Annotated in this window: 20 protein-coding genes and 1 pseudogene; 14 read left to right on the plus strand and 7 right to left on the minus strand. The window is 72.5% G+C overall.

The features are described from left to right. Positions 1–539: 539 nt before the first annotated feature. A pseudogene (locus ACZ5NH_RS14430) lies at positions 540–1,532 on the minus strand (GNAT family N-acetyltransferase); the annotation flags it as partial. A gap of 140 nt (positions 1,533–1,672) precedes the next feature. Here ACZ5NH_RS14430 and fdxA point away from each other — a divergent pair. Next, positions 1,673–1,993 (plus strand): ferredoxin, encoded by a 321-nt coding sequence (gene fdxA, locus ACZ5NH_RS14435; protein WP_023546973.1) that lies wholly within the window; start codon positions 1,673–1,675, stop codon positions 1,991–1,993. 125 nt (positions 1,994–2,118) lie between these two features. Next, positions 2,119–3,216 (plus strand): bifunctional succinyldiaminopimelate transaminase/glutamate-prephenate aminotransferase, encoded by a 1,098-nt coding sequence (locus ACZ5NH_RS14440; protein WP_468775201.1) that lies wholly within the window; start codon positions 2,119–2,121, stop codon positions 3,214–3,216. Between the two features lie 72 nt (positions 3,217–3,288). On the opposite strand, the gene ACZ5NH_RS14445 is transcribed toward ACZ5NH_RS14440, so the two are convergent. Beyond that, positions 3,289–3,705 carry an ATP-binding protein gene (locus tag ACZ5NH_RS14445; protein WP_388620456.1) on the minus strand — a complete coding sequence of 139 codons (417 nt, stop codon included), beginning with the start codon at positions 3,703–3,705 and terminating at the stop codon, positions 3,289–3,291. Positions 3,706–3,991: 286 nt separating this feature from the next. Next, positions 3,992–4,984: a heavy metal transporter gene (locus ACZ5NH_RS14450; RefSeq protein ID WP_468775203.1), complete on the minus strand. Its 993-nt coding sequence runs from the start codon at positions 4,982–4,984 to the stop codon at positions 3,992–3,994. 98 nt (positions 4,985–5,082) lie between these two features. Here ACZ5NH_RS14450 and dapE point away from each other — a divergent pair, with 98 nt between their 5' ends. Further along, positions 5,083–6,162 carry a succinyl-diaminopimelate desuccinylase gene (gene dapE / locus ACZ5NH_RS14455; protein ID WP_451555796.1) on the plus strand — a complete coding sequence of 360 codons (1,080 nt, stop codon included), beginning with the start codon at positions 5,083–5,085 and terminating at the stop codon, positions 6,160–6,162. Between the two features lie 114 nt (positions 6,163–6,276). Continuing rightward, positions 6,277–7,035: an LOG family protein gene (locus ACZ5NH_RS14460; protein ID WP_468775205.1), complete on the plus strand. Its 759-nt coding sequence runs from the start codon at positions 6,277–6,279 to the stop codon at positions 7,033–7,035. A gap of 58 nt (positions 7,036–7,093) precedes the next feature. Here ACZ5NH_RS14460 and folP read toward each other — a convergent pair whose 3' ends face one another. Then, positions 7,094–7,954, minus strand: a complete 861-nt coding sequence (gene folP, locus ACZ5NH_RS14465) for a dihydropteroate synthase (protein WP_468775207.1) — start codon at positions 7,952–7,954, stop codon at positions 7,094–7,096. A 148-nt stretch (positions 7,955–8,102) separates the two neighbouring features. Here folP and ACZ5NH_RS14470 point away from each other — a divergent pair, with 148 nt between their 5' ends. Genes ACZ5NH_RS14470 through ACZ5NH_RS14480 form a run of 3 tightly spaced genes read left to right on the plus strand, consistent with a single transcriptional unit; the run spans position 8,103 to position 9,693 of the window. Then, positions 8,103–8,459 carry a DivIVA domain-containing protein gene (locus tag ACZ5NH_RS14470; protein ID WP_468775487.1) on the plus strand — a complete coding sequence of 119 codons (357 nt, stop codon included), beginning with the start codon at positions 8,103–8,105 and terminating at the stop codon, positions 8,457–8,459. Next, complete coding sequence (locus tag ACZ5NH_RS14475) at positions 8,456–9,046, plus strand: DNA-3-methyladenine glycosylase I (RefSeq protein WP_468775209.1); 591 nt, start codon at positions 8,456–8,458, stop codon at positions 9,044–9,046. The genes ACZ5NH_RS14470 and ACZ5NH_RS14475 overlap by 4 nt, the downstream gene beginning before the upstream one ends. 5 nt (positions 9,047–9,051) lie before the next feature. Beyond that, positions 9,052–9,693 (plus strand): GNAT family N-acetyltransferase, encoded by a 642-nt coding sequence (locus tag ACZ5NH_RS14480; RefSeq protein WP_468775211.1) that lies wholly within the window; start codon positions 9,052–9,054, stop codon positions 9,691–9,693. A gap of 512 nt (positions 9,694–10,205) precedes the next feature. On the opposite strand, the gene chcB is transcribed toward ACZ5NH_RS14480, so the two are convergent. Further along, positions 10,206–11,009 (minus strand): 2-cyclohexenylcarbonyl CoA isomerase, encoded by an 804-nt coding sequence (gene chcB / locus ACZ5NH_RS14485; RefSeq protein ID WP_451002498.1) that lies wholly within the window; start codon positions 11,007–11,009, stop codon positions 10,206–10,208. A 61-nt stretch (positions 11,010–11,070) separates the two neighbouring features. Between chcB and ACZ5NH_RS14490 the strand changes: the two genes are divergently transcribed. Both ACZ5NH_RS14490 and ACZ5NH_RS14495 read left to right on the plus strand, forming a co-directional pair. Further along, positions 11,071–11,235 (plus strand): hypothetical protein, encoded by a 165-nt coding sequence (locus ACZ5NH_RS14490; RefSeq protein WP_388620475.1) that lies wholly within the window; start codon positions 11,071–11,073, stop codon positions 11,233–11,235. 144 nt (positions 11,236–11,379) lie between these two features. Beyond that, a complete protein-coding gene (locus tag ACZ5NH_RS14495) occupies positions 11,380–11,547 on the plus strand; it encodes a DUF3117 domain-containing protein (RefSeq protein ID WP_018544333.1) in 168 nt (55 codons plus the stop codon). Positions 11,548–11,631: 84 nt separating this feature from the next. On the opposite strand, the gene ACZ5NH_RS14500 is transcribed toward ACZ5NH_RS14495, so the two are convergent. Continuing rightward, on the minus strand, positions 11,632–12,330 hold the full coding sequence (locus tag ACZ5NH_RS14500; protein ID WP_468775489.1) for an O-methyltransferase: 699 nt from the start codon (positions 12,328–12,330) through the stop codon (positions 11,632–11,634). 246 nt (positions 12,331–12,576) lie between these two features. Between ACZ5NH_RS14500 and sigE the strand changes: the two genes are divergently transcribed. The 5 genes from sigE (at position 12,577) to ACZ5NH_RS14525 (ending at position 17,594) form a co-directional block, all read left to right on the plus strand. Beyond that, complete coding sequence (gene sigE, locus ACZ5NH_RS14505) at positions 12,577–13,290, plus strand: RNA polymerase sigma factor SigE (protein WP_468775214.1); 714 nt, start codon at positions 12,577–12,579, stop codon at positions 13,288–13,290. Further along, complete coding sequence (locus ACZ5NH_RS14510; protein WP_468775216.1) at positions 13,287–14,315, plus strand: anti-sigma factor family protein; 1,029 nt, start codon at positions 13,287–13,289, stop codon at positions 14,313–14,315. The genes sigE and ACZ5NH_RS14510 overlap by 4 nt, the downstream gene beginning before the upstream one ends. A gap of 133 nt (positions 14,316–14,448) precedes the next feature. Continuing rightward, positions 14,449–16,155: a S1C family serine protease gene (locus ACZ5NH_RS14515; protein WP_468775218.1), complete on the plus strand. Its 1,707-nt coding sequence runs from the start codon at positions 14,449–14,451 to the stop codon at positions 16,153–16,155. A gap of 84 nt (positions 16,156–16,239) precedes the next feature. Then, complete coding sequence (locus tag ACZ5NH_RS14520) at positions 16,240–16,689, plus strand: sec-independent translocase (RefSeq protein WP_388620487.1); 450 nt, start codon at positions 16,240–16,242, stop codon at positions 16,687–16,689. Between the two features lie 239 nt (positions 16,690–16,928). Continuing rightward, a complete protein-coding gene (locus tag ACZ5NH_RS14525; RefSeq protein WP_450981093.1) occupies positions 16,929–17,594 on the plus strand; it encodes a hypothetical protein in 666 nt (221 codons plus the stop codon). Positions 17,595–17,639: 45 nt separating this feature from the next. Here ACZ5NH_RS14525 and ACZ5NH_RS14530 read toward each other — a convergent pair whose 3' ends face one another. Then, a complete protein-coding gene (locus ACZ5NH_RS14530; protein ID WP_468775219.1) occupies positions 17,640–18,773 on the minus strand; it encodes an Mrp/NBP35 family ATP-binding protein in 1,134 nt (377 codons plus the stop codon). Positions 18,774–18,802: the final 29 nt, after the last annotated feature.

The raw sequence follows: 18,802 nt of genomic DNA on the forward strand, positions 1-18,802 counted from the left end.
TCCGCAGCCCCGGCTGTGCGTGCGGCGTCGGCCTTGTCCGCAGCTCTGGCCGTGTGCGGGGCGGCCTTGTCCGCAGCTCCGGCAGTATCGGCCGTGTCAGCTGGGCTCACGGTGTCCCGAGCGGCGGCCGTGCGCGCGGCGCCGACCTTGTCCGCAGCCCCGGCTGTGCGTGCGGCGTCGGCCTTGTCCGCAGCTCTGGCCGTGTGCGGGGCGGCCTTGTCCGCAGCTCCGGCAGTATCGGCCGTGCCAGCCGGGCTGACGGTGTCCCGATCGGCGGCCGTGCGCGCGGCGCCAACCGTGTCCGCAGCGCCGGCTGTGTCCGCAGCCCCGGCCGCGTCGGCAGTGCCGGCCGGGGCCCGATCGCCGACCGCGTGCGCAGCGCCAGCCGTCTCCGCAGCCCCGGCCGCGTCGGCAGCGCCGGCGGTGGCCCGATCATCGACCGCAGCGCCTGCCGTCTCCCGGCCACCGGCCGCGGTCGCTGCGCCGCTCCGGCCCGTGGACATGGCCGTCTCGTGGTCCTGAGTGTCGGGCGTCGGTGCGTCCGGTGCCCGGTAATGGTGGTAGGCGTGGTGCGGTGTGAAGCCCAGTGCGGCGTACAGCGTGTGGGCGACCTCGTTGTCCGTCTCGACCTGCAGCCAGGCCGCCGACGCGCCCTCGGCCAGCGCCCGCCGGGCCAGCGCGGCCATCACCTCGGTGGCGAGGCCCTGCCGGCGCCGCCCGGGATCCACCTCGACCGCCGCGAACCCGGCCCACCGGCCGTCCACGACGCACCGCCCGATCGCCGCCGGCGCCTCGCCCTCGGCTCCGGGCACGGTCGCGAACCACACCGACGGCCCGCCGCCGAGCACCCGTAGGGCCACCTCGCTCACCCCCTTGCGCTGGTACCGGGCGAGCCACGCCTCGTCCGCCTGCCGCGACAGCACCACACCGGTGCCCTCTGCCCGGTCCGCGACCGGCGCCAGGCCGCCGGTCCACACCTCGGCGGTCACCTCCCGCACCCAGCCGCGCCGCTCCAGCTCCGCGCACAGCAGCTCCTGCGTGCCCTCGGCTCCGGTGGCCGTCTGGACGTAGGCGGGCAGGCCGCGCTCGCCGTACCAGCGTCGTACGGCCGTCAGGGCCGCGTCGAGGGGGAGACCGGGGTCGCCGAGCGGCAGCACACTGTTCGCCCGCCGGGTGAACCCGCCGGACGCCCGCAGCTCCCACTCACCCAGCCGCTCGGTCTCCAGCGGCTGCCAGCCGCGCGAGCAGACCCGCGCGAGTTCCTCGTACGAGGCGGCGGGCCCCCGGCGGCGCGCCGGAGCGGCCGGTACCACCTTGCCCGCGACCAGCGCGGACTCGGCGATCCGGACGCTCTGCCCGTCCCGCCGTGTGATCATGAGCACGCCACGGTCCCATGATGTGAGAACACCCACCGTGTCGGTGAACTTCTCCGGCGCCGCGCCGGGTTCGCTCAACCGCCGTACGGAAACACGTTTTCCCACGTCAGCAGGGGTGATGCGGACTTCCAGACGTCCTGCAGCCGAGATTTCCACTGGTGAGTTCACCCCTCCTGTTCGGATCATGCTCCGGAACGGAGATACTAGGGGCGGGCATCGACGACGCCGCGCTCCCGCGCGCCAGGCGGCGGAGCCTGAGGAGGCCCGCCAGCGCCCTATCGAGGAGGAACGACAGCGTGACCTACGTCATCGCGCAGCCTTGTGTCGACGTCAAGGACAAGGCGTGCATCGAGGAGTGCCCGGTCGACTGCATTTACGAGGGCTCCCGGTCCTTGTACATCCACCCGGACGAATGCGTCGACTGTGGTGCCTGTGAGCCGGTCTGCCCGGTCGAGGCGATCTTCTACGAGGACGACGTCCCGGAGGAGTGGAAGGACTACTACAAGGCGAACGTCGAGTTCTTCGACGAGCTCGGCTCTCCCGGCGGCGCCAGCAAGCTGGGCCTGATCGAGCGCGACCACCCGTTCGTCGCCGCGCTGCCGCCGCAGGGCGAGTGACCGTCTAAGCGCCAAGCGGCCCGCACCGAACGCGCCGCCTCGGTCCCGTACGGCCCGATCGCCCAGATCGCGGCCGTACGGGACCGAGGCGTTTGCCGCACCGTACGAAAGAGAGCCTGATTCCCGTGTCCGCAGTCTCCGACCGGCTCCCCACCTTCCCCTGGGACAAGCTGGAGCCGTACAAGAAGACGGCCGCCGCGCACCCCGACGGGATCGTCGACCTCTCCGTGGGAACCCCGGTCGACCCGGTGCCCGAGCTGATCCAGAAGGCCCTGATCGACGCGGCCGACTCCCCGGGCTATCCGACCGTCTGGGGCACCCCGGCACTGCGCGACGCGATCACCGGCTGGCTGGAGCGCCGCCTGGGCGCCCGCGACGTCACCCACCGCCATGTCCTGCCGGTCGTCGGCTCCAAGGAACTGGTCGCCTGGCTGCCGACCCAGCTGGGCCTCGGCCCCGGCGACAAGGTCGCGTACCCGCGCCTCGCCTACCCCACCTACGAGGTCGGCGCCCGCCTCGCCCGCGCCGACTACGAGGTCTACGACGACCCGCGCGACCTGGACCCGGCGGGCCTGAAGCTCCTCTGGCTGAACTCGCCGTCGAACCCGACGGGCAAGGTGCTGTCGAAGCAGGAGCTGACGGACATCGTGGCCTGGGCCCGCGAGCACGGCGTGCTGCTGTTCTCCGACGAGTGCTATCTGGAGCTGGGCTGGGAGGCCGACCCGGTCTCGGTCCTGCACCCGGACGTCAACGGTGGCTCCTACGACGGCATCGTGGCCGTCCACTCGCTCTCCAAGCGCTCCAACCTCGCCGGCTACCGCGCGGCCTTCATCGCCGGCGACCCGGCCGTCCTGGGCCCGCTGCTGGAGATCCGCAAGCACGGCGGCATGATGACTCCCGCACCGACCCAGGCTGCGGTCGTGGCGGCGCTCGGCGACGACGCCCACGTCCACGAGCAGCGCGAGCGCTACGCCGCCCGCCGCGACGCCCTCCGGGCGGCCCTGCTCGGCCACGGCTTCCGCATCGAACACAGCGAGGCCAGCCTCTACCTCTGGGCCACGAGGGACGAGTCCTGCTGGCAGACGGTCGCCCACCTGTCCGACCTGGGCATCCTCGTCGCCCCGGGCGACTTCTACGGCGAGGCGGGCGAAAAGTTCGTACGAGTGGCCCTGACGGCGACGGACGAACGGATCCGGGCAGCGGTGTCGCGCCTGGCTGCGTAGATCCCGGCGCAGGCGCACAAGCGAACGGGGTCCAGGGAAATCCCTGGACCCCGTCACCGGTCGAAGCGGCGCTCAGCCACCCAGCGGCAGCCCCTGCACCGGCAGGTGGGGCACCCCGCCCTTCGTCACGTTGGACGTGGCGCCCCCGAGGACGCTCCCGGCCGCCCCGGCGGTGTCACCCGCGGCCTTCTGCGCCACCGGCGTCGCCTTCTTCAGGGCACCGCCCGTGGTCTTGCCCGCGGCCGGCACCGTCTGCTCGACCGCCTTGCCGCCCGCGTGGCCCGCGAGGGAGGTGACGGTCTGCGCGGCACCGTCGACCGTGTTGCCGGCGTGTGCCGTGTCCAGGGCGGACAGGCCGCCCAGGTTCGGGGCCGCCGCCGGCAGGTTCGTGGCCGCACCGGCGGAGCCGGCCGCACCGACCCCGGCTGCCGCTCCCGCTGCGACGAGCAGCGCGGCACGGGCGATCCGGCGGGTCAGAGGGAGGGACATGATGCTCCATTCGACGGGAATGAACGGTGTCTGTGTCCGGTCCACTTCGTGGCTCGGACGCCCTGACTACCGCTCGAAACCCGCGAAGGTTGCGGACGTCCCGGGTAAAGAATGGATAACGCATCGCATTATCAGGTGTGGATAAAAACGGGCAAAGAACGTCTGCCCGAAATTCCGCAGAATCCTTACGGCCCTTGATTTCCCAGGGATTCCGGAGACGGTACGCGTACCGTCACGGCCGCCGCCCGGACCGGCGCCGTACAACCCCTCGGTGTGATCTCCCGTACTACTGTCCGGTCACGATCCGGACGACCCCCAGGGACGCCCCTGCACCGCGGGCCCCGTACGAAGCGGCCGCCTTCCACTGCCCGCCGCCGCTCCCCGTGGCCCACTCCCGCCCCGCGTAGGACACCCGCTCGATGTGCAGCGCCGAGGAGTTGGCCACGGCCCACTCCGCCAGCTGCCAGCCCCGCTGCCGCTCGCCGCGCCCGATCGCGTCGACCTTCGTGCCCTGCGGCACCGGCACCGTCACGGTCCGCCCCTGCGCGGTCGCGGTCACGCTCGGCGCGGGAGACGGCGACGGCACGGGCGTACCGCCCACCTCCGCACCGGTCTCCTGCAGCGCGTCCCGCCCGAAGTCCCGTACCAGCGCGGCCCGCACCGCGTCCGGACCCGTCGCCGAGGCCATGGTCTCCGGGCGCCCGTCGCAGGTCAGCGTGGCCGCCGCGCGCCCGGTCAGCGCCGCCGCCAGCAGCTTCGCGTCCGACTCGTGCTTGGCGTACGCCTCCGGGTAGCCGCTGCGCTGGACCTCCTGGGCCGCCCTGGTCAGCGGCAGATCGGTGTAGTTCGGCACCTTGGCGAGGTGGGCGTAGAAGATGCCGGCCGCGTACGCCGGGTCCATGATCTGCTGCGCGGTGCCCCAGCCCTGTGAGGGCCGCTGCTGGAACAGGCCCAGCGAGTCCCGGTCGCCGTGCTCGATGTTGCGCAGCCCCGACTCCTGCAGGGAGGTCGCCAGCGCGATCGTCACCGCCCGCTCGGGCATCCCGCGTCCGGTGCCGACGGCCGCGATCGTCGCCGCGTTCACCGCCTGCTCCGGCGTGAACTCGTACGACGTCGTGTCACCGTCGGCCGAGACCACCTTGCAGCCGCGCGCTCCGCCGCCTCCGGTGACGTACTGCACCACGAGGTACGCGGCGACGCCGCACAGGACCAACAGGGCCGCGCCGAAACGGAGGAGGCGGCCGCGACGCTTGGGACGGGTGGGGGTCGGCTCTGGCACGCGTACAAGGTACTGGAGGCCCGGCGGACCCTCACCGGGGGTTACCGGACAGCGCTTGCACCGCCGGCCCCGGTGAGCGGCGCGCTAGGGTCGACGCCATGGCCGACACCTCGCTTGACCTCACGCTCGACGCCGCCGCGCTCACCGCGCAGCTCGTGGACTTCCCGTCCGAGAGCGGCACCGAGAAGCCGCTCGCGGACGCGATCGAGACCGCCCTGCGCGCCCTGCCGCACCTGACGGTCGACCGCTACGGCAACAACGTGATCGCCCGCACGAACCTCGGCCGCGCCGAGCGCGTGATCCTGGCCGGCCACATCGACACGGTCCCGATCGCGGACAACGTGCCCGCCCGCCTGGACGAGGACGGCGTGCTGTGGGGCTGCGGCACCTGTGACATGAAGTCGGGCGTCGCGGTGCAACTGCGCATCGCGGCCACGGTCCCCGCCCCCAACCGAGACCTGACGTTCGTCTTCTACGACAACGAGGAGGTCGCCGCCGAACTCAACGGCCTCAAGCACGTGGCCATGGCCCACCCGGAGTGGCTGGAGGGGGACTTCGCGGTCCTGCTGGAGCCCTCCGACGGCGAGGTCGAGGGCGGCTGCCAGGGCACCCTGCGCATGCTGCTGAGGACGAGCGGCGAGCGGGCCCACTCGGCGCGCTCCTGGATGGGCGCCAACGCCATCCACGCGGCGGCGCCCATCCTGGCCCGCCTGGCCTCCTACGAGCCCCGCTACCCGGTCATCGACGGCCTGGAGTACCGCGAGGGCCTGAACGCCGTGCGCATCAGCGGCGGGGTCGCCGGCAACGTCATCCCCGACGAGTGCGTGGTGACGGTCAACTTCCGCTACGCCCCCGACCGCACGGAGGAGGAGGCGATCGCGCACGTCCGCGAGGTGTTCGCGGACTGCGGCGTGGCGGAGTTCGTGGTCGACGACCACAGCGGCGGCGCGCTGCCCGGCCTCTCCCACCCGGCCGCCGCGGCCTTCATCGAGGCGGTGGGCGGCACCCCGCGCCCCAAGTACGGCTGGACGGACGTCTCCCGCTTCTCCGCGCTCGGCATCCCGGCCGTCAACTACGGCCCGGGCAACCCGCACTTGGCCCACAAGCGCGACGAGCGCGTGGAGACGGCCAGGATCCTGGCGGGCGAGGAACGGCTGCGCACCTGGCTCACCGCATAGGACGTCGTAGGACGCCCGTACGGCGCACGCGTGCCGGACATACACATGTCCCCCCTCCGTAACCGGCGTGGATCTACGCTGAGGTGGAACCACCCCCGAGCGGAGGGAGCGCACATGCCTACCGGCAACCCCGAGGGGAAGAAGATCCCGCCGGACGAGCAGCGTCTGGGACCGGTCCTCCGCCGACGAGGACAGGTGACGGCGAGCACGACGGACCAGCGGCTGCTGGACGCCGGCGGCCCCTCGGACTGGGTCCACACCGACCCCTGGCGCGTGCTGCGCATCCAGTCGGAGTTCATCGAGGGCTTCGGCACGCTGGCCGAACTCCCGCCCGCCATCAGCGTGTTCGGCTCGGCGCGTACGCCGGTGGACTCGCCGGAGTACGACGCCGGGGTGCGGCTCGGCCGGGGGCTGGTGGAGGCGGGCTGGGCCGTGATCACGGGCGGCGGGCCGGGCGCGATGGAGGCGGCCAACAGGGGCGCGTGCGAGGCGGGCGGCGTCTCGGTCGGGCTCGGCATCGAACTGCCCTTCGAGCAGGGCCTGAACCCCTACGTCGACATCGGCCTGAACTTCCGCTACTTCTTCGTCCGCAAGATGATGTTCGTGAAGTACGCGCAGGGTTTCGTGGTCCTGCCCGGCGGTCTCGGCACCCTCGACGAACTCTTCGAGGCGCTGACCCTGGTCCAGACCCAGAAGGTCACCCGCTTCCCGATCGTCCTCTTCGGCAGCGAGTACTGGGGCGGCCTGGTGTCCTGGCTGAAGAACACCCTGGTCCCCCAGGGCAAGGCCGCGGAGAAGGACCTGCTGCTGTTCCACGTCACGGACGAGGTGGAGGAAGCGGTGGCACTGGTGTCGAAGGAGGCGGGCCGCTAGCGGGCCGCCTGCGCGGGGCTTCGCGGACGGGGGTCCAGGGGGCCGGGCCCCCTGGTACCTAAGCCAGACCCCGCCGGGCCACCGCGGGGACCCGGTGCCCGGCGATGGACGCGATCATGTCCAGCACCTGACGCGTCTCGGCCACCTCGTGCACCCGGTACACCTGCGCCCCGAGCCACGCGGACACCGCGGTCGTCGCCAGCGTACCGATCAACCGTTCCTTCACCGGCCGGTCCAGCGTCTCCCCGACGAAGTCCTTGTTGGACAGCGACACCAGCACCGGCCACCCCGTGGCGACCATCTCGTCCAGCCGCCGCGTCGCCTCCAGGCTGTGCCGCGTGTTCTTCCCGAAGTCGTGCCCGGGATCGATCAGCACCGACTCACGCGGCACCCCGAGCGCGACCGCCCGCTCGGCCAGCCCCAGGGTGACATCGAGGATGTCGGCCATCACATCGTCGTACGTCACCCGGTGCGGACGCGTACGCGGCTGCACGCCACCCGCGTGCGTGCACACCAGCCCCGCCCCGTATCGTGCGGCGACCTCCGCGAGTCCCGGGTCGACGCCACCCCACGCGTCGTTCAGCAGATCCGCCCCCGCCTCACACACCGCCTCGCCGACCTCGGCCCGCCAGGTGTCCACGCTGATGATCACGTCCGGGAAGCGCCGCCGTACCTCCGCCACGAAGCCGACCGTCCGCCGCGCCTCCTCCTCGGCCGTGACCTCCTCGCCCGGCCCGGCCTTCACCCCGCCGATGTCGATGATCGCGGCGCCCTCGGCCACCGCCTGCTCCACGCGCGCGAGGGCCGGCTCGTCACGGAACGTGGCTCCTTGGTCGTAGAAGGAGTCCGGAGTCCGGTTCACGATCGCCATGATCACCGGCTCATAGGGCCCGAATTCCCGCCTGCCCAGCCTGAGCATCCGCTGTGACCTCTCCTAGTACGTTCCGCGCACGGCCGCCTGTGACCCTAACTGTCAGACTCGCATGGCACGATCGGACCCTGAGGGATTCGACAGAGACATTCGACGTCCGGCGGAGTGTCCGGCAGAGAGCATGGGGACCCTGGCGATGGTGATGTTCTTGTTCCTGGTCGTCGCGCTGGCCGTCGTGGTCGCCGCGGTGGCACTCGGCGTGGTGGGCGGCGGCGGCAGCGGCCCGCTGCCCGAGGTGGCACCGGAGCGGCTGCAGGACCCGCTGCCCCCGGACCGCCCGGTGAACCGCTCCGACGTGGACAGCGTGCGCTTCCCGGTCGCCCCGCGCGGCTACCGCATGGCGGACGTCGACGACGTCCTCGGCCGGCTCGGCGCCGAACTCGCCGAGCGGGACGCCCGCATCGGCGACCTGGAGTCGGCGCTGGCCGGCGCCAGAGCCGCGGCGGCACACGTCCACATGGAGAAGCCCGATCACCCCGAGGACCAGCGATGAGCGACGGCGCCGCCCTCGCCGGGCCGGACGGCGCGCTGCGCTGCCCCTGGGCCCTGTCCACCGACGACTATGTGTCGTACCACGACGAGGAGTGGGGCCGTCCGGTCCATGGCGACGACGCCCTCTTCGAGCGGATCAGCCTGGAGGCCTTCCAGTCGGGCCTGTCCTGGATCACGATCCTGCGCCGCCGCGAGGGATTCCGCGCGGCCTTCTCCGGCTTCCGGGTCGAGAAGGTCGCCGCGTTCACCGACGAGGACCGCGAGCGCCTGCTGGCGGACGAGGGGATCATCCGCAACCGCGCCAAGATCGACGCCACGCTCGCCAACGCGCGCGTGCTCGCCGGCTGGGCGGAGGGCGAACTGGACGAGCTGGTCTGGTCCCACGCCCCGGACCCGGCCGGCCGCCCGGCCCCGAAGACCGTCTCCGACGTCCCGGCCGTGACCCCGGAGTCCACGGCGCTGTCGAAGGCGCTGAAGAAGCGGGGCCTCAGATTCGTCGGCCCGACGACGGCGTACGCGCTGATGCAGGCCTGCGGTCTGGTCGACGACCACCTGGAGACGTGCGTGGCGAGAGGAGCGGGCGCCTGACCGCCGTGACCCCGACCCTGGCCGGCATCCTGGACGCGGCGGCGCAGGGGCGCTTCCCGGCGCCCGACGGCGGTACGACCGTGGTGCCGCAGCCGAGCCACCGCGACGCCGGGGTGATCGCGTTCACCGCGCATTCGGTGGTGTTCACCGACGAGGACCCGCAGTGGGTGCACAGCACGCTCGCGTCCCTCGACTGCGACGAGCTGGCGGCGGCGATGAACCCCCGCTTCCTGGCCGCGTTCCTGGCCCGCACGGGCCGCACGACGGACTGCGTCGATCTGCTCACCGTGGCGAGCTCCCTGCCCGGTGATCCCCCGGTGGACCTGCGCGAACTCACCGACCCGGACCATCCGCGCGTGCACAGCGCCCGTGAGCGCCGGGACGACGTGCGCGTCTGGGCGACGGACGGCGGAGTCGTCGTCCTCGGGCGGGGCGTGGCGGGCCGCTGGGAGACGGCGGTCGAGGTGGACGAGGACGTACGGCACCGGGGGCTGGGCCGGGCCCTGGCCACAGCCGCCCGGCACCTCATTCCCCCGGGCCACTGGCTCTGGTCGCAACAGGCCGCCGGCAACGCCCGCAGCATCCGCGCCTTCCAGTCAGCGGGCTACCGCCCGGTGGGCGCGGAGTCCCTGCTCATCGCACGCTAGCCCCGAGCCGACCGCCGGCCCGCCCGCCTGGCCGACGTGGCGGCCCCCGCACATCGCATCCCAGCACCGCTCGGTCCGCGGTCTCTGCCGGCGGTTCGCTGGCCGCCCGGCCGCTTGGCCGGTGCGGTGGCTGTGCGTGTCGCTTGTCGGGGCCGCTCGGTTCGGGGTCGCTGCTGGCGTGCCGTCGCCCGGTTCGCTGTTGCTGTCGGCAGCCCCTGAGCCAACCGCCGGCCCGCCCGCCTGGCCGACGTGGCGGCCCCCGCACATCGCGCCCCAGAACCGCTCGGTCCGCGGTCTCTGCCGGCGGTCCGCTGCCCGCCCGGCCGGCTGGTCGGGATGGAGGGCCTGCGCATCGCGCACCAAGGTCGTGGCCGCACGGGCCGGTGGCGCTGTCGCCGGCCGCCGTTCGACAGGGCAGCGCCGAAGGCATCAGGGCGCCGCTGGTCCGGTCACCCCGCCCCGAGCGGGCGTGGGACGCTGCGGTGGTCCGGCTCACCGGGCCGGGTGGCGCGTCACCGGCCCAGGTACTTCGGCTTCTCCTTGTTCACGAATGCCTGTACGGCGATCGCATGGTCCTCGGACTGGCCGGCGCGGGTCTGCAGGTCGTCCTCCTTGTCCAGGGTCTCGGAGAGCGAGTGCGTGAGGCCGTAGGCCACCGCCTCCTTGATGGCCGCGTACGCCACCGTCGGGCCCTCGGCCAGCGCCCGCGCCGTCTTCTCGGCCTCGGCGCGCAGCTCGGCCGCGGGGACGACCCGGTTGGCGATGCCCAGCTCCAGCGCGTCCTGGGCGCTGATGCTGCGCGGGAAGAGCAGCAGGTCGGCAGCGCGGCTCGGGCCGATCACCCGGGGCAGGGTCCAGGAGATCCCGGAGTCGGCGGTCAGGGCCACGCCCGCGAAGGAGGTGTTGAAGGCGGCCGTGTCGGCGACCAGCCGGTAGTCCGCGGCGAGGGCGAAGCCGAAGCCGGCCCCGGCCGCGACCCCGTTCACCGCGGCGACCACCGGCTTGGGCGCGCCGGCGAGCGCCCGCACGATCGGGTTGTAGTGCTCCTTGACCGTGCTCATCGTCTGCCCCGACCCGGTCTCACGGTCCGCCGCGAGCAGCCCGATGTGCTCCTTGAGGTCCTGGCCGACGCAGAACGCCCGGTCCCCGGCCGCCGTCAGCAGGATCGCCCGTACGGCCGTGTCCCCGGCCGCGGATTCCGCCGCCTCCCGCAGCGCGACCTTGGTCGCGATGTTCAGCGCGTTCATCGCCTCGGGGCGGTTCAGCGTGATCGTCGCGAGTCCGTCGCTCACCTCGTAGAGCACGGTGTCGGCCATGGCGCATCCCCTCCGGTTCGCGGGTGACGTACCGCTCAGTACGTCTCGTACGAAGGACAGCATGGCCGAGATCGCCGCCGAAGGACCGGACCCGACGTGTGACCTGCGTCAAAGAAATCCGGAGCGGAGTCGGCCGGTCGATGTCGGTGCGGCGGTGCAGTATCGCAGTCACATCGCCGAATTGGGTGGTTTTGCTCGCGCGCGTTGCCCAAGCGATGCCGACTGACGTTGGTCATCGGGTCCTGCGATGCGGGATAATGGCTGGGAAGCAATGTGTTCGATGCCGGTGTCGCGTGTCCGTTTCGGAACCGCGGATGCCCTCCCAGGGCTCTCGGCAGACGATGAGCTGGTTTCAGGAAGGGGAACGAGCATGGCGGCCATGAAGCCGCGGACGGGTGATGGCCCGCTCGAGGTGACCAAGGAGGGGCGGGGCATCGTCATGCGCGTTCCGCTCGAAGGCGGCGGTCGACTCGTCGTCGAGCTGACCCCTGACGAGGCCGAGGCGCTCGGCGACGCCCTCAAGAAGGTCGTCGTCTGACGTCCCAGCGATCCTGTCCTTCGGACCGCCCCGGCATCGTACGCGGTGCCGGGGCGATCGCGCTCCCGGACCTCGCGGCGGGCCTCACCTCTTGAGCGCGCACAGGAGACCGTCGCCCACCGGCAGCAGCGACGGGACCAGTTCCTGGCTCTCGCGCACCGCGCGCAGCAGCTCCCGCAGCCGCAGCACCTCAGTGGGCTGCGGCCCGGAGTCCACCGTACGGCCGTTGGCGAATATGCCCTCGAACACCACCAGACCGCCCGGCCGCAGCAGGCGCAACGATTCAGCGAGGTAGTCCAGGTACTCCAGCCGGTCGCCGTCGCAGAAGACGAGGTCGTAGCCGGCGTCCGCGAGCCGGGGCAGCACGTCCAGGGCGCGGCCGGGGATGAAGCGGGCCCGGTTACTGGCGAAACCGCAGGCGCGGAAGGCCTGCCGGGCGAACTGCTGGTGCTCCGGCTCCGGGTCGACCGTGGTGAGCACCCCGTCCGGGCGCATGCCGTGCAGCAGATGGATTCCGGACACCCCGCAGCCCGTGCCGATCTCCGCGACCGCCTTCGCGTCCACGGAGGCGGCGAGCAGTCGCAGCGCGGCGCCGGTGCCGGGCGACACCGAGCGCAGCCCTGCCTGGCGGGCCCGGTCGCGGGCCCACCGCAGCGCGTCGTCCTCGGCGACAAAGGCGTCGGCGAACGCCCAGCTCGTCTGCCGGTTGCCGGTAATGACCCTCTCCTGTCCCCGTGGTTGCCTGGGCGTGACTGTATCCGTTGGTGGCGGGAACCCGCAGATAGGACCAGGCGTTAAAAGGGTTGAGACGGTGGCCCGGGACGTGACGGGGGTAAGACGGGGGTGCCAGAGGTGGATGGGGACGCCGAGCAACTGCTGACGCAGCCGGATGAGCCGTGTCAGCCCAGATCAAATTCTTGTAAAACCGCTTATGGGGAGCTAACGGGCGAGGTGGCTATGGTAGGGGCTCCACTGGACACCACCAGAGCTGACAGGGGAGGTGCGGCTGCGCCCGGAGACCGGGGTGGAGTGCTGCGGCGCTTCCTCGGGTCGGCGGGCAGGCCGAAATCCGTGACCGACACCGCTGCTGACCACCACGCCGGTTTCGCCGCAGGCGAGGCCCCCCAGACCGCGACCTTCTCCACCGACGCGGACGGGCAGGCGTGGACTCCGCCCACGTGGGAGGAGATCGTCAGCACGCACAGCGGCCGGGTCTACCGGCTCGCCTATCGTCTGACGGGCAATCAGCACGACGCCGAGGACCTCACCCAGGAGGTCTTCGTCCGTGTCTTCCGCTCCCTGTCGACGTACTCGCCGGGCACCTTCGAGGGCTGGCTGCACCGCATCACCACCAACCTGTTCCTGGACATGGTCCGGCGCAAGCAGCGCATCCGCTTCGACGCCCTCGGCGAGGACGCGGCCGAGCGCCTGGCCAGCCGCGAGCCCAACCCGCAGCAGCTCTTCAACGACGCGCACTTCGACGCCGACGTCCAGCAGGCCCTGGACACCCTCGCGCCCGAGTTCCGCGCCGCCGTCGTCCTGTGCGACATCGAGGGACTGTCGTACGAGGAGATCGCCGCCACCCTCGGCGTGAAGCTCGGCACGGTCCGCTCCCGTATCCACCGTGGCCGCTCCCAGCTCCGCAAGGCGCTCGCCCACCGGTCCCCGGAGGCCCGCGCGGCCGAGCGGCGCTCCTTCGTGGCCCGTGTCCCCGCTCTGGGGGGAGGGGGCGCGACCGCGTGAGTGGATCTCGGCCCAAACCTGCGGAGGCACACCTCGCAGAGCAGCACCTGGGAGACCGGCTCTCCGCCCTGGTGGACGGAGAGCTCGGTCATGAGTCGCGTGAGCGGGTCCTCGCGCACCTGGCCACCTGTGCCCGGTGCAAGGCGGAGGCGGACGCCCAGCGCCGACTGAAGAACGTGTTCGCGGAGACGGCCCCGCCGCCTCCCTCGGCGAGCCTCCTGGCCCGCCTCCAGGGCCTCCCCGGAGGAGGTGACCCGGACGGCGACGGCACGTCGCCGCCGGGGGGAGGACTCTTCGGCCGCGGGCCGGGTGACGACGAGACCACCGGGCCGGCGGGAGTCTTCGGGCTGAGGCGCGGCGAGCGCTTCACGTTCGGCTACGTCCCGGCCCGCCCGCACGGCTCCGCGCATCCGGCCCCGGTCCCGGCCGCCGAGGAGCGCGGCTTCCGCATCCACGCCGTCGGCCGCCCGGACGACGGCCGCTCAGCCTCGCGCGGACTGCGGTTCGCGTTCGCCGCCGCCGGCGCGGTGTCGCTGGCCGCGGTCGCCCTCGGCGGCGTGACCACCGCCGTCCCCGGTGACACCACCGCGGACCCCCGCGGCGGCACCGGCACCGGCAGCAATGTGATACCCGCGCGCCCGGCGGGCACCGGCGCGGGCTCGGCCACGCCCGACAGCCTGCGCCGCCGCTCGGTGGGACCGCTGCTCGCCCAGGGCGGTACCCGGTTCGGACCGTTGCCGGCCGTCCCGACGTCGATGACGGCGCCACTGGTGCCCGGCCTGCCGACGCCCGGCACCGGCGGGACCCGCGGCGACGACGCCACGCGCGGCCTGACGGCGCCGGTGATGGCCGGTGCGGCCGCCGTCTCCCCACTGATACGTCCGCTCGACGACACCGTGGTCTATCCGCTCGCCGCCTGGTCCAGGTTTCCCGGAGTAACCGGCTCCGGCCTGCCGCTCGCCCCCGTCCCCGGCACCACCCCCGCTCCCGCACCGTCCGCCCCCACACCCCGCCAGACCCCCTGACCGGCCACTGCGCCACGGCCCGCGAACCTGGTTGAATTCGTGCGGGCCGTTCCCGCGGCGTTGACCCGGGGGCGTAGTCGACGTTCCGCGGCCACCGCCGAAGCGCGCGGCCGCGGCCAGCCGTGGGGAGAGCATGAACAAGGGCAACCGTGTCCCGCCGGAGGACGCCCCGGAGGGAACGGCGGATGTGACACCGACCGGCCGAACCGACGCCGAGCAGCCGGGGGCGGACAACACCGGCGCCGCGGTCGACGGGGACTTCGAGCTGGCCAAGCCGGTGCCGAAGGTGACCGACGGGGCCGGAGCGGATGGAACCGTCGCAGCCGCCGCGTCGACCGAGCCCGAGTCCGAGCCCGAGAACAACGCCTGGGCGGCTCCCACCACCGAGCGGCCGAAGCCGTTGCACGACCCCGACCCCTACGGCACCCCGCCATACGGCGAGCCGGGCCCCTGGGCGCCCGCACCGCCCGTACAGCACCCCGCGGTCACCACGGCCCGGGGAACGGCCCAGGGGGCGCCACCGCTAGCCGCCGCACCCGCGCCCACAGCAGCGCCGCACACCGCCGCCCCCGGCCTCCCCGCCCCCGCAGGACCGCTACCGCCCCCCTCGGCGGCGGAGACGGGTCAGCGGTACGACCCCTGGGCCACCGGCTCGCCCAAGGAGCAGGTGTTCGCTCAGGGGGCGTTGCAGCAGACCGGTGCCGGGGTGCTGACGGCTGGGCAGCGCAAGCGGCGGGGGCGGCGGCTGCTGGTCGCGTGGACCCTGGCGGTCGCCGTCGTCTCCGCGGGGATCGGCGGGGTGGCCGGCGCCTGGGTCCAGCGGCAGGGACTGGGGGACGACGTACGTCTGCCGCAGGCCGGACACGTACCCGTCGGGCGGGCGCCGTACAGCGTGGCCGGGATAGCCGCCCGCTCGCTGCCCAGTGTCGTCACCCTCCATGTCACCGGCACCGACCAGTCGGACACCGGCACCGGCTTCGTGCTCGACACCCAGGGGCACATCCTCACCAACAACCACGTCGTCGCGCCGGCCGGACCAGGCGGCGAGATATCCGTGACGTTCAGCAGCGGCGACACGATCAAGGCCAAGGTGGTCGGCCACGACAGCGGCTACGACCTCGCCGTCGTCCAGGTCCGCGGGGTGCCCGGGCTCACCCCGCTGCCCCTCGGCAACTCCGACGACGTCCAGGTCGGTGACCCCGTCGTCGCCATCGGCGCCCCCTTCGACCTCGCCAACACCGTCACCTCCGGCATCATCAGCGCCAAGGAGCGGCCCATCACGGCAGGCGGGGAGAAGGGGGACGGGAGCGACGTCTCGTACGTCGACGCGCTGCAGACCGACGCCCCCATCAACCCGGGCAACTCCGGTGGGCCGCTGCTCGACTCACGGGGCCAGGTCATCGGCATCAACTCGGCCATTCGTTCCGCCGACGGGAGCTCCGACTCGGAGAGCGAACAGGCCGGCTCCATCGGACTGGGCTTCGCCATCCCCGTGAACCAGGCCAGGCGTGTCGCCGAGGAACTGATCAACGACGGCCACGCGACCCACCCGGTGATCGGCGTCACGCTCGACACGGCGTACACCGGCGACGGCGCCCGTATCGACAGCAGGAGCGCGGACGGCGGCCCCGCCGTGACCCGGGGCGGCCCCGGTGCACGAGCCGGTCTCAAGGCGGGCGACATCATCACCGGGGTCGACGGGCAGCGCGTGCACACGGCCGAGGAGCTGATCGTCAAGATCCGCGCCCACCGGCCCGGTGACCGGCTGCGGCTGACGGTCCGGCGCGACGGCACGGATCAGGAGGTCCCGCTCCGACTGGGCGCGGCGGAGCAGAACTGACAGAAGTCTCACCTCGGGACGGTACCGGTCGGACAGGAACGGCGGGTACCGTTGAGCGACCGAGGACATCGCAAGGAGCGTCAGGTGTTCAATGACATAGGACCACTGGAGCTGGTGACGATCATTGTGCTCGCCGTGCTCGTCTTCGGTCCGGACAAGCTCCCGAAGGTCATCCAGGACGTCACGCGCACGATCCGGAAGATCCGCGAGTTCTCGGAGAGCGCCAAGCAGGACATCCGCAGCGAACTGGGTCCGGAGTTCAAGGACTTCGAGTTCGAGGACCTCAACCCCAAGACGTTCATCCGCAAGCAGCTGGACAACGACGAGCTGGGCCTCAAGGAGATCCGCAACGGCTTCGACCTGAAGAAGGAGATGGCCGAGGTCACGGACGCCGTAAACGGGCGGGAGAGCGAAGCCTCCGCGTCCTCCGCGTCTTCTTCGGGTTCGGCCCCCTCGGGGCGGATCGACATGACCAAGAAGCCGGAGGAGCCCGGCAAGGACGAGCGGCCGCCCTTCGACGCGGACGCCACCTAGGCGCACGCCCCGGCGCCGACACGCGCACGCGGGCGTACGCCGCGCACGTGACGCGTTTCATAGCGCGCACCCCTCGCACACGGCGTGAACAGGCCGTTCGCGCGACCCACGCATCCAGCGCCTGCCCTGCGGCTCTCACCGGTGTCGATATGCTGCCGAGTTGTTGTGCGGACCGGCGAGTACGCCCGAAGGGGGGCGGGCCATCCCGGTCCGACGAGAGCGAGGAGGCGTCCGGGCAGATGGAGACGACGAGTCGGGTGGGCGCGCAGGCGCCGGCCGCGGAGGGTGCGCAACAGCTCCCCTTCGCCCGGCGTACGGTCGACGGTTACCTGCAGGCACCCTTCCCGTGGTACGGCCTCGACGAGGCGTTCACCGGGCCGCGCTGGCTGATGCAGGTCGGTACGGCGGCCGACGGTGCCGTAGAGCACGGTTCGATCGGGCACGGCGACGAGCCCTCCGTGCGGGGCGAGGCGGGCGCAGCCGGTGAGCCGCGGGAGAAGTTCGCGGTGGTCGTCACCGTGGCCGCACAGCCGTCCCGGAGGAGCGCCGACGGTACGGGGCTGCTGGAGGCCACGTCGGTCTCCTCGGCGGCGTGGCTGGCCGGGGTGGGGCTGCTGTCGTTCACCTGGCCCGCGCAGATGGACCACAGTCTGCGGGACGACTGGCTGGAGCAGCAGACCGAGACCGCATGGGCTTTGGCCGACGATCTGGAGGGGCCGGAGTGGAGTCGGCTCTCTCTGCCGGTGGACGGGGTTGCGGCCGCTTTCCATTACCGGGAGTCGGAGTTCGGGTGGGTGCTCGCCGGTACCACTGAGGCGGGGGTGCACCTGGGTGCGTACGGGCGGGGGATGAGCGCGTACGGGCTTGGGTTCGCCGTGGTGAAGGACGTTGCCGCCTACGCATGACTGAGGGGCGCCGGTTGCTTTCGGCGCCCCTTCGCCGTAGGGCCTCTAGAACTTGTTCTTCGGGGTGATCCCCAGAGACAGGCCCGAAAGACCCCGCTGGCGACCGCCCAGCTTCCCGGCGATCGACCTCAGCGCGCTGCCCGCCGGGGAGTCCGGGTCGGTCAGGACCACCGGCTTGCCCTCGTCGCCGCCCTCGCGGAGGCGGACGTCGATCGGGATGTTGCCGAGGACCGGGACCGTCGTACCCGTCGTACGGGTCAGGCCGTCGGCGACCACCTGGCCGCCGCCCGTGCCGAAGACGTCGACCATCTCGCCGCAGTGCGGGCAGGGCAGGCCGGACATGTTCTCGACCACGCCGACGATCTTCTGGTGGGTCTGGACCGCGATGGAACCGGCGCGCTCGGCGACCTCGGCCGCCGCCTGCTGAGGCGTCGTGACGACCAGGATCTCGGCGTTCGGGATCAGCTGGGCCACGGAGATGGCGATGTCACCGGTGCCGGGCGGGAGGTCCAGGAGGAGGACGTCCAGGTCGCCCCAGTACACGTCCGCGAGGAACTGCTGGAGGGCGCGGTGGAGCATCGGGCCGCGCCAGACGACCGGGGCGTTGCCCGGGGTGAACATGCCGATGGAGATGACCTTCACGCCGTTCGCCGACGGCGGCATGATCATGTTCTCGACCTGGGTGGGACGGCCGTCCGCGCCCAGCATGCGCGGCACGCTGTGGCCGTAGATGTCGGCGTCGACGACGCCCACCTTCAGGCCGTCGGCGGCCATGGCAGCCGCCAGGTTCACCGTCACCGAGGACTTGCCGACGCCGCCCTTGCCGGAGGCGACCGCGTAGACGCGGGTGAGGTTGCCGGGCTTGGCGAAGGGGACCTCGCGCTCGGCCTGACCGCCGCGCAGGGCCGCCGCCAGCTCCTTGCGCTGCTCGTCGCTCATCACGTCGAGGGTGACGTCGACACGGGTGACGCCCTCGACCCGGGACACCGCCTCGGTGACACGCTGGGTGATCGTGTCGCGCATGGGGCAGCCGGAGACCGTCAGGTACACGGTGACCGCGACCGCGCCGTCCTCCCCGATCTCCACCGATTTGACCATCCCCAGTTCGGTGATGGGTCGGTTGATCTCGGGGTCGTTCACCGTCGCCAGTGCCTCGCGCACCGCGTCTTCCGTAGCCATAAGGACGATGGTACGGCGCGCCGAGGGGC

Source organism: Streptomyces sp. NPDC031426, assembly GCF_055581585.1.